We start from the raw sequence: 9,316 nt of genomic DNA, 5'->3' as shown, positions 1-9,316 counted from the left end.
GGTCGCTGAATCGTGGAGAACCTGATTGCGCTGCTGGTAGCGGCGCCTCTGCTCGGAGCGGTCGTCCTGCTGTGCGGCGGCCGGCGGCTCGATGCCGTCGGCCACTGGATCGGCACGCTCCTGTCGTCCGCCTCCTTCGTGATCGGTGTCGTCCTCTTCACCGACCTGCTGGGGAAGAACGCCGAGCACCGGACGCTCATGCAGCACCTGTGGACCTGGGTCCCCGTCGAGGGCTTCCAGGCGGACGTCACCTTCCGCCTCGACCAGCTGTCGATGACCTTCGTCCTGCTGATCACCGGTGTCGGCTCGCTCATCCACCTGTACTCGGTCGGGTACATGGAGCACGACGAGCGCCGCCGCCGCTTCTTCGGCTATCTGAACCTGTTCCTCGCGGCGATGCTGATCCTCGTCCTCGCCGACAACTACCTTCTGCTGTACGTCGGTTGGGAAGGCGTCGGTCTCGCCTCCTACCTGCTGATCGGCTTCTGGCAGCACAAGCCCAGCGCGGCCACCGCCGCGAAGAAGGCCTTCCTGGTCAACCGGGTCGGCGACATGGGCCTGTCGATCGCCATCATGCTGATGTTCACGACGTTCGGGACCTTCGCCTTCGGCCCGGTCCTCAGCCACGTCGGCGACGCCTCCGAGGGCAAACTCACCGGCATCGCCCTGATGCTGCTGCTCGCCGCCTGCGGCAAGTCCGCCCAGGTGCCGCTGCAGTCCTGGCTCGGCGACGCGATGGAGGGCCCGACCCCGGTCTCGGCCCTCATCCACGCGGCGACCATGGTGACCGCAGGCGTGTACCTGATCGTCCGCTCCGGAGCGATCTTCAACGCGGCACCGGACGCGCAGTTGGTGGTCACCGTCGTCGGTGCCGTCACGCTCCTGTTCGGTGCGATCGTCGGTTGCGCGAAGGACGACATCAAGAAGGCGCTGGCCGGCTCGACCATGTCGCAGATCGGCTACATGGTGCTCGCCGCAGGGCTCGGCCCCATCGGCTACGTCTTCGCGATCATGCACCTGGTGACGCACGGCTTCTTCAAGGCCGGGCTCTTCCTCGGCGCCGGTTCGGTCATGCACGGCATGAACGACGAGGTCGACATGAGGAAGTACGGCGGCCTCAGGAAGTACATGCCGGTCACCTTCATCACCTTCGGCCTCGGCTATCTCGCCATCATCGGTTTCCCGGGGCTGTCCGGCTTCTTCTCCAAGGACAAGATCATCGAGGCGGCCTTCGCCAAGGGCGGCACCGAGGGCTGGATCCTCGGCGGCGCGGCCCTGCTGGGCGCGGCCATCACGGCGTTCTACATGACGCGCGTGATGCTGATGACCTTCTTCGGCGAGAAGCGCTGGCAGCCCGACGAGAACGGCAACGAGCCGCACCCGCACGAGTCCCCGAGGACGATGACGATCCCGATGATCGTGCTGGCCTTCGGATCGGTCTTCGCGGGCGCCTTCTTCGGGATCGGGAACCGCTTCCTGCACTGGCTGGAGCCCATCACCGGCCACGAGGAGGGCAACTCCCCGGTCAGCGCCCTGACGGTCACCCTGGCCACCATGGCCGTGCTGATCGTCGGCGTGGCGATCGCCTGGGCGCAGTACGGGCGCCGTCCGGTCCCGGCCGTCGCCCCGCGCGGCTCGCTGCTCACCCGGGCCGCCCGCCGCGACCTCCTTCAGGACGACTTCAACCACGTCGTCCTGGTGCGCGGCGGCGAGCACCTCACCCGCTCCCTGGTCTACGTCGACCACACCCTGGTCGACGGCGTCGTCAACGGCACGGCGGCCTCCATGGGCGGCCTCTCCGGAAGGCTGCGCAAGCTGCAGAACGGCTACGCGCGGTCGTACGCGGTCTCGATGTTCGGCGGTGCGGCCATCCTCGTCGCCGCGACCCTGCTGATGAGGGCGGTCTGATACCGATGTCCTTTCCCCTCCTGACAGCGACGGCGGCGCTCCCGGCCCTCGGGGCGGTGGCCACGGCCGCCGTCCCGGCCGCCCGGCGCACCGCCGCGAAATGGCTGGCGCTGTCCGTCTCGCTGGCGACGCTCGCGCTGGGCATCGCCGTCCTGGTCCGCTTCGACCCGGGCGGCGACCGCTACCAACTCACCGAGTCCCACGCCTGGATCGCCGACTTCGGCGTCCGCTACGAACTCGGCGTGGACGGCATCGCGGTCGCGCTCATCGCGCTCACCGCCCTGCTGATCCCGTTCGTGATCCTGGCCGGCTGGCACGACGCCGACCCCCTGGAGACCGGCAGCAAGCGCTGGCGGCCCACCCAGGGCTTCTTCGCCCTCATCCTTGCGGTGGAGGCGATGGTGATCATCTCCTTCGAGGCCACCGACGTCTTCCTCTTCTACATCTTCTTCGAAGCCATGCTGATCCCGATGTACTTCCTCATCGGCGGCTTCGGGGACCGGGCCCACGAGCACGGCGACGAGGCGGCGGCGACCCAACGGTCGTACGCGGCGGTCAAGTTCCTGCTCTACAACCTGGTCGGCGGGCTCATCATGCTGGCGGCCGTGATCGGCCTCTACGTGGTGGCCGGGAACTTCTCGCTCGCGGAGATCGCGCAGGCGCGGGCCAACGGCACGCTGCACATGGCGACCAACACCGAACGCTGGCTGTTCCTCGGCTTCTTCTTCGCCTTCGCGGTGAAGGCGCCGCTGTGGCCGCTGCACACCTGGCTGCCCAACGCCATGCAGGAGTCCACCGCGCCGGTCGCCGTGCTCATCACGGCGGTCGTCGACAAGGTCGGCACCTTCGCGATGCTCCGCTTCTGCCTCCAGCTCTTCCCGGAGGCCAGCAAGTGGGCGACGCCCGTCATCCTCGTCCTCGCCCTGATCAGCATCATCTACGGGGCGCTGCTCGCGGTCGGACAGCGGGACATCAAGCGGCTGGTGGCGTACGCGTCGATCTCGCACTTCGGGTTCATCATCCTGGGCATCTTCGCGATGACCAGCCAGGGCCAGTCCGGCGCGACGCTCTACATGGTCAACCACGGTATTTCCACGGCCGCGTTGATGCTGGTCGCCGGCTTCCTGATCTCGCGGCGCGGCTCGCGTCTGATCGCCGACTACGGAGGGGTGCAGAAGGTGGCCCCGGTGCTCGCCGGCACCTTCCTGATCGGCAGCCTGGCGACCCTGTCGCTGCCGGGACTCGCGCCCTTCGTGAGCGAGTTCCTGGTCCTGGTCGGCACGTTCACTCGCTACCCGGCCATCGGGATCATCGCGACCTTCGGCATCGTCCTCGCCGCGCTCTACACCCTCGTCCTCTACCAGCGGACGATGACCGGCCCGGTGAAGCCCGAGGTCGCCGCGATGCCGGACCTGCGACCGCGTGAACTCCTGGTCGTCGCCCCGCTGATCGTGCTGCTGATCTTCCTCGGCGTCTACCCGAAGCCGGTCACGGACATCGTGAACCCGTCGGTCAAGCAGACCCTGTCCGACGTACACAAGAAGGATCCCAAGCCCTCGGTGGAGGCGGCCAAGTGAGCGCAACAGCCGTCCACAGCCTGTGGACAACGGCGGCAGCCGCGGACCCGATCTCGAAGATCCCCGCACCGAAGATCGAGTACGGGCAATTGTCGCCCACCTTGATCATCCTCGGCGCGGCGCTCATCGGGGTACTGGTCGAGGCGTTCGTCCCGCGCAAGTCCCGTTACTACGCCCAGGTGTTCGTGTCCGTCGTGGCGCTCTGCGCCGCCTTCGCGGCGGTCGTGGCGCTCGCGGCGGACGGGTACGGCACAACCAAGGCGCACATCGCGGCGATGGGCGCGATCGCGGTCGACGGACCCTCCCTGTTCCTCCAGGGTGTGATCCTGCTCTCCGGACTGGTCGGCCTGTTCACCTTCGCCGAGCGACGCCTCGACCCCGAGGCACACGGCAACCGGGTCGACTCCTTCGCCGCACAGGGCGCGTCCGTGCCCGGCAGCGACAGCGAGAAGGCCGCGGTCAAGGCCGGGTTCACCACCACGGAGGTCTTCCCGCTCCTGCTTTTCGCGGTCTCCGGAATGCTCGTCTTCCCGTCCGCCAACGACCTGTTGACCCTGTTCGTGGCCCTGGAAGTCTTCTCCCTCCCGCTCTACCTCCTGTGCGCCCTGGCCCGCCGCAAGCGGCTCCTGTCGCAGGAGGCCGCGGTCAAGTACTTCCTCCTCGGCGCCTTCGCCTCCGCGTTCACCCTCTTCGGCATCGCGCTGCTCTACGGCTACGCGGGCTCGATGTCGTACGCCACGATCGCGCAGGTCGTCGACGGCTCCATCACCAACATCAACCCCGCCCTCGCGGACACCATGGGCAACGACGCGCTGCTGCTCATCGGCGGCGCGATGATCGTCATGGGGCTGCTGTTCAAGGTGGGCGCGGTGCCGTTCCACATGTGGACGCCCGACGTCTACCAGGGCGCCCCGACCCCGGTCACCGGCTTCATGGCCGCCGCGACCAAGGTGGCCGCCTTCGGAGCGCTGCTCCGGCTCCTCTACGTCGTGCTGCCCGGCCTGCGCTGGGACTGGCGGCCCGTCATGTGGGGCGTCGCGATCATCACGATGCTGGGCGGCGCGATCGTCGCGATCACCCAGACCGACATCAAGCGGCTCCTGGCGTACTCGTCGATCGCGCACGCGGGCTTCATCCTCGCCGGTGTCATCGCGACGACCCGGGACGGCGTCTCGTCCGTGCTCTTCTACCTGGGCGCGTACTCGTTCGTGACGATCGGCGCCTTCGCGGTCGTCACCCTCGTACGGGACGCGGGCGGCGAGGCGACGCACCTGTCGAAGTGGGCCGGGCTCGGGCGCAGGTCGCCACTGGTCGCGGCTGTCTTCGCGGTGTTCCTGCTGTCCTTCGCGGGTATTCCGCTGACGGCCGGCTTCGCCGGGAAGTTCGCCGTGTTCAAGGCGGCGGCGGCCGGCGGCGCGGCCCCGCTGGTCGTGGTCGGTGTGCTCTCCTCCGCCATCGCGGCGTTCTTCTACATCCGCGTGATCGTGCTCATGTTCTTCAGCGAGCCGAGGCCCGACGGCCCCACCGTCGCGGTCCCGTCCCCGTTGACCATGGCGACGATCGGGGTGGCCGTGGCGGCCACGCTCGTCCTCGGTGTGGCCCCGCAGTACTTCCTGGACCTGGCCAACCAGGCGGGGGTCTTCGTCCGCTGAGCGGCCGAGTACCGGCCGAAGGCCCCGGTTCCCCTCGTGGGGGCCGGGGCCTTCGTGCATGTGCGGTCAGGCCTTCGGGCAGACGACCTCGGGGTTCCAGGGGGCGAACAGGCCCTTGGAGTTGGGCTCGTAGATCCAGGCGTGGAGCGTGAAATAGCCCGGGAGCTGGTCCTTCTGGAAGGTCTGCCCGAACAGGGTCGGCGCCGCCTGCCCCGAGTCCTTCACGACCCACTCGACCGCGACCAGCCGGCGTCCCTCGACGAAGTCGGACCCGTCCGCGTACAGCAGAGCCGCCGGTTTCGCCGGATCGAGTGAACCGATGTTCGCCGGGTTGACGTAGTGGTAGCCCATGCCGCCCTCGGTGGGATCGGAGACACAGGTGTCGGTGCGTGCGTAGCCGCCGCCCGCGGCGAACGCCTCGTACCCGTACTTCGAGGTCGCCTGGTACGTCTTGCTCAGCGTGGTCCACACGGACGGGTCGGGGTCGGACGCGGCCTGGGCCGGGGCGGCCGTCAGCGCGAAGGCCGCGGCCGTCGCCACCGCGACGGCGGCCTTGACGGCGCCCAGCGGGGGCCGGGAGGACGAGGGCCGAGGGGACAGCGGCCGAGGGAACATGGTGGGGCTCCTTGGACTTCGGGAGGCGTCCGCGCACGGCGCGCCGTCCGGTCGGTGGCGTGGCGGACCTCCCCCTGCCCGCCCGAGCAGCATGTTCCGCCCGCATGGGTCGCGCCATGTGACGGGAGCCATTCGACTGACCACACCCGGTCACCGCCGCCGGCCTGTGGATAACTCCGACGCTGTCAGCGCGGAGCCCTATCGTGGACGCAGTGGTCGAGGGACGACGTACGGGGGACGAGCGATGCACGGGATGGGCGGGACGGTTGTGACGACCGAAGTACGGACGCCGACGGCACACGGCGAGAGCGAGGCACTGGCCACGCTCCACCGCGTCTTCGGCTACGACAGCTTCCGCGGCGCGCAGGAAGAGGTCATCGAGCATGTGGTGGCCGGCGGCGACGCCGTGGTCCTCATGCCGACCGGCGGCGGCAAGTCGCTGTGCTACCAGATTCCGTCCCTGGTCAGACCCGGTACGGGCGTTGTCGTCTCCCCGCTCATCGCGCTGATGCAGGACCAGGTGGACGCGCTGCGGGCGCTGGGTGTGCGCGCCGGGTTCATGAACTCGACGCAGGACTTCGACGAGCGGCGCGTGGTCGAGGCGGAGTTCCTCGCCGGCGAGCTGGACCTCATCTATCTCGCGCCGGAGCGGCTGCGGCTCGACTCCACCCTGGACCTGCTCTCGCGCGGCAAGATCTCGGTGTTCGCGATCGACGAGGCGCACTGCGTGTCCTCGTGGGGCCACGACTTCCGCCCGGACTACCTCTCCCTCTCGCTGCTGGGCGAGCGCTGGCCGGACGTCCCGAGGATCGCGCTCACGGCGACGGCCACGGACGCCACGCACAAGGAGATCACCCAGCGGCTGAAGATGCCGGACGCCCGGCACTTCGTGGCGAGCTTCGACCGGCCCAACATCCAGTACCGGATCGTGCCGAAGGCCGACCCCAAGAAGCAGCTGCTGAGCTTCCTGCGCGAGGAGCACGCGGGCGACGCGGGCATCGTGTACTGCCTCTCGCGCAAGTCCGTCGAGGCGACCGCCGAGTTCCTGTCCCGCAACGGCATCGAGGCGGTGCCGTACCACGCGGGCCTCGACTCGGGCACCCGCGCGGCGCACCAGTCCCGGTTCCTGCGCGAGGACGGGCTGATCGTCGTCGCGACCATCGCCTTCGGCATGGGCATCGACAAGCCGGACGTACGGTTCGTCGCCCACCTCGACCTGCCCAAGTCCGTCGAGGGCTACTACCAGGAGACGGGCCGCGCCGGGCGGGACGGAATGCCCTCCACGGCCTGGATGGCGTACGGCCTGAACGACGTCATACAGCAGCGCAAGATGATCCAGTCCAGCGAGGGCGACGAGGCGTTCCGCCGCCGGGCCGCCGCCCACCTGGAGGCCATGCTCGCGCTCTGCGAGACGGCACAGTGCCGGCGAGGCCAGCTGCTCGCCTACTTCGGCCAGGACCCGGACGCGGCGGCCTGTGGCAACTGCGACACCTGCCTCACCCCGCCGGAGACCTGGGACGGCACGGTCGCCGCGCAGAAGGTGCTGTCGACGGTGGTACGGCTGCAGCGGGAGCGGGGCCAGAAGTTCGGCGCCGTACAGATCGTGGACATCCTCATGGGACGCCGGACCGCCAAGGTGATCCAGTTCGACCACGACCAGCTGTCCGTGTTCGGCATCGGCGAGGACCTGGCCGAGGGTGAATGGCGGGGCGTCGTGCGGCAGTTGCTGGCACAGGGGCTGCTCGCGGTCGAAGGGGAGTACGGCACGCTGGTGCTCACCGAGGCGAGCGGCACGGTGTTGCGGCGCGAGCGGGAGGTGCCGCTGCGCAAGGAGCCGAAGAAGCCGGCGACTTCGCGGTCGTCGTCCTCCGGCCGGGGTGAGCGCAAGGCGAAGGCCGCGGCGGTGGAGTTGCCCGAGTCCTTGCAGCCCGCCTTCGAGGCCCTGCGCGCCTGGCGTGCGGAGCAGGCCCGGGAGCAGGGGGTTCCGGCGTACGTCATCTTCCACGACGCCACGCTCCGGGAGATCGCGACGGTGTGGCCCACGTCGGTGGGGCAGTTGGGGGAGATCAGCGGAGTCGGCGAGAAGAAGCTGGCGACGTACGGGGAGGGTGTGATCGGCGTGCTGGCCTCGCTGGGCGATGCGCCGACTGCGACTGCGACTGCGACTGCGACTGCGACTGCGACTGCGGCCGCGGCGCAGGTGCCGGTGCCGGCACAGGCGACGGCACCCGCACCGGGTCGGGCGGCGAAGGACGTTGACCCCGGCGCGGACTACTGGCCCGAGATGGATGCGGAGCCGGAGCCCGAGGACTGGATGTAGCCGCTCGCAGGTGAGGGGATCGGCAGCAACGCCCGCCGTGCCTCGGGCCTCAGGTCAGCGCTGTCAGCCCCGGCGCGAACACGATCAGCAGCGGGAGGAGGGGGACCAGCGTCGCGACCGTCGTCGTCAGGGCTCGGCGGCGGCGGCCCAGGCGGGGGCGGGGGTCCAGGAGGCGGTCGACTCGTTCGCCGAGGAGGCGGTGGCTGGAGGCGCAGGAGAGGACGCCGCGGTGGTTGTTCAGTTCGATCAGTGCCAGTGCGGTGGTGAGGTGGCCGCACTGGCGGGAGGCGGTGTCGTCGGCGGCGAGTTCCACCAGGCGGTGGGTCTGGTCGCAGAAGTGGGCGAACAGCGGGACGCGCGGGAAACCGGAGGCCAGCGCGGTCGACAGATGCAGCAGCCAGTCGTGGTGGGCGCGGGCGTGACCGCGTTCGTGGGTGAGGACCGCGTCGAGCTGGTGGCCGGTGAGGCGGTGCAGGGCGCCCGTGGTGACGACCAGTTGGGGCGGATGGCCCGGCATCCACCAGGCGTCCGGGTACTCGTCCTCCAGGACGAGGAGGGGACCGCGCGCCGGGGGCAGCCCGGCGGGCAGGTCGGGGGCGCGCTCGCGCAGATGGGCGCGGGCCTGACCGCGTCGGCGGCGGGCCTCGGCGAGTTCGCGGGCCAGCATCGCCGTCGTCCAGGCGGCGCCGCACGCCAGCGACAGCGTGAGGGCGACGGCCCAGACGGGGGCGGCGGAGAGGTCGTAGGCCGCGGTGACGGCGGGCGGGGCCGGGGCGAAGACATGGTCGCGGACGGTGTGGAAGACGGCCGCCGCGCCGAGCACGAGAGCGCCCAGACAGCACAGCAGGACCGTGGCGACCAGGCACTGCCACACCCACAGGCCGACCACGGGTTCCCGCTCGGGCCACACGGCCCGGGTCAGCGCACGCGGAACCGGCACGGCGGCCGAGAGGGCGACGACGCTCAGCAGGAGCAGGCAGACAGTCATGCCACGGGCTCCGGATCCTGGTCAACGGCACAGACAGAGGGAACGACGGGAGGTGCGGGTGCGGCTGTACCCGCGGCGGGTGCACGAGGTGTGGGCCCGCCCGCCGTCAGTATGACTGTCCGGGCGGCCGGAGTCAGGTGTACGGCGAGCACCCGGCGCACCCGCGACCGCCCCAACTCCGGCCCGCGAGCCGCCTCACGCCTCGCCCGCGACCCGCCTTGGTGCCGGCCCGCGAGCTGCCTCACCCCTCCCGCCC

At 70.1% G+C, this 9,316-nt stretch carries 6 protein-coding genes; 4 read left to right on the top strand and 2 right to left on the bottom strand.

Features of this window, described 5'->3' with window-relative positions; genetic code table 11:
• Positions 1-12 precede the first annotated feature (12 nt).
• The 3 genes from nuoL to nuoN are packed head-to-tail and all read left to right on the top strand — an operon-like array spanning position 13 to position 5,137.
• The gene (gene nuoL, locus ACWDEW_RS26630) at positions 13-1,908 is read left to right on the top strand and encodes an NADH-quinone oxidoreductase subunit L (RefSeq protein ID WP_450515644.1); all 1,896 of its coding nucleotides are present in this window, start codon (positions 13-15) and stop codon (positions 1,906-1,908) included.
• 5 nt (positions 1,909-1,913) lie between these two features.
• A complete protein-coding gene (locus tag ACWDEW_RS26625) occupies positions 1,914-3,485 on the top strand; it encodes an NADH-quinone oxidoreductase subunit M (RefSeq protein ID WP_450515642.1) in 1,572 nt (523 codons plus the stop codon).
• Positions 3,482-5,137, top strand: coding sequence for an NADH-quinone oxidoreductase subunit NuoN (gene nuoN / locus ACWDEW_RS26620; protein WP_359608973.1), 1,656 nt, complete (start codon positions 3,482-3,484; stop codon positions 5,135-5,137). Before ACWDEW_RS26625 ends, nuoN begins: the two co-directional genes overlap by 4 nt.
• A 66-nt stretch (positions 5,138-5,203) precedes the next feature.
• Here nuoN and ACWDEW_RS26615 read toward each other — a convergent pair whose 3' ends face one another.
• A complete protein-coding gene (locus ACWDEW_RS26615) occupies positions 5,204-5,752 on the bottom strand; it encodes a hypothetical protein (RefSeq protein ID WP_450515640.1) in 549 nt (182 codons plus the stop codon).
• Positions 5,753-6,005: 253 nt separating this feature from the next.
• On the opposite strand from ACWDEW_RS26615, the gene recQ reads away from it, so the two are divergent.
• Positions 6,006-8,072: a DNA helicase RecQ gene (recQ, locus tag ACWDEW_RS26610; RefSeq protein ID WP_450515638.1), complete on the top strand. Its 2,067-nt coding sequence runs from the start codon at positions 6,006-6,008 to the stop codon at positions 8,070-8,072.
• Between the two features lie 49 nt (positions 8,073-8,121).
• Here recQ and ACWDEW_RS26605 read toward each other — a convergent pair whose 3' ends face one another.
• Positions 8,122-9,060, bottom strand: a complete 939-nt coding sequence (locus ACWDEW_RS26605; RefSeq protein ID WP_450515637.1) for a M56 family metallopeptidase — start codon at positions 9,058-9,060, stop codon at positions 8,122-8,124.
• Positions 9,061-9,316: the final 256 nt, after the last annotated feature.

The organism is Streptomyces sp. NPDC001100 (assembly GCF_053598575.1).
Note: the sequence above shows the minus strand (reverse complement) of the source record. Positions and strands in the feature narration are given on the sequence as shown.

Coding starts and splice junctions, on each gene's coding strand:
- recQ (WP_450515638.1), top strand. CDS start 6,006: ATGGGCGGGACGGTTGTGACGACCGAAGTACGGACGCCGACGGCACAC.
- ACWDEW_RS26625 (WP_450515642.1), top strand. CDS start 1,914: ATGTCCTTTCCCCTCCTGACAGCGACGGCGGCGCTCCCGGCCCTCGGG.
- ACWDEW_RS26615 (WP_450515640.1), bottom strand. CDS start 5,752: ATGTTCCCTCGGCCGCTGTCCCCTCGGCCCTCGTCCTCCCGGCCCCCG.
- ACWDEW_RS26605 (WP_450515637.1), bottom strand. CDS start 9,060: ATGACTGTCTGCCTGCTCCTGCTGAGCGTCGTCGCCCTCTCGGCCGCC.